General features: G+C 41.4%; 2 protein-coding genes and 1 pseudogene. All 3 read right to left on the bottom strand.

Features of this window, described 5'->3' with window-relative positions:
- Positions 1-211: cyclic nucleotide-binding domain-containing protein (locus A3738_RS04270; protein WP_156503944.1), on the bottom strand; the 211-nt coding region annotated here is incomplete at its 3' end.
- A 24-nt stretch (positions 212-235) separates the two neighbouring features.
- Complete coding sequence (locus tag A3738_RS04265) at positions 236-418, bottom strand: hypothetical protein (protein ID WP_068763385.1); 183 nt, start codon at positions 416-418, stop codon at positions 236-238.
- 16 nt (positions 419-434) lie between these two features.
- Positions 435-691, bottom strand: a pseudogene (locus tag A3738_RS30535) (hypothetical protein); the annotation flags it as partial.

Below are 691 nucleotides of genomic sequence, written 5' to 3'. Positions count from 1 at the left end.
AGAGCAAGTGGTGTTGTAAGCCAGGAATTTGCAACGCAAGTCGTTCGAGCTTCAAATATTTGATAGCACAAAGGCTAGATGTCCCAAGCGCAATCACACTAGAGGGATGCGAATTTTGGTGCAGCGCATCTAGTCCGAAAAGTTCACCTGGAAGATGGAAGCTTGCGATATGCTCCGAACCTTGGCCATCATTGAGCACAGTTTTGAACATGCCTGATTTAACCGCATAGACATACTAAAAATTTTGACCTTCTGAGTAGACGCGTTCACCTTCATGGTAAACCCTTCCCGCATCAACAATTTCTTCTAGCGATGCCATCTGAGCAGGATTCACACCTACTGGTAAACACAACTTTCCAAGCGCACATTCACCACGTTTCAAGTCGCTAATCGTAGCTAGTCTTATTCCCTGATCCATAACCGCTCGTTTTTATTTATACTGTTTTACTGTATCGAGGTATTTCAACATTCTGTTGTTCTCCTCTTGCCAAATAATGATCAAACGTCATCGCAATATTTCTTAAAAATACGCGACCAAGTTCGGTCACTTGGATGCCGTCATTGTTTAACAGCACCAAGTCATCTTTGACAAACTGAGATAGATTTTCTAAATCTCGTTTAAAATATGTATCGAAGTCAATCAAATGTTCGTTACCAAATGCAGCCTTGCTAATAAATTCACCGCACATAA

The organism is Oleiphilus sp. HI0066 (assembly GCF_001635725.1).
Note: the sequence above shows the minus strand (reverse complement) of the source record. Positions and strands in the feature narration are given on the sequence as shown.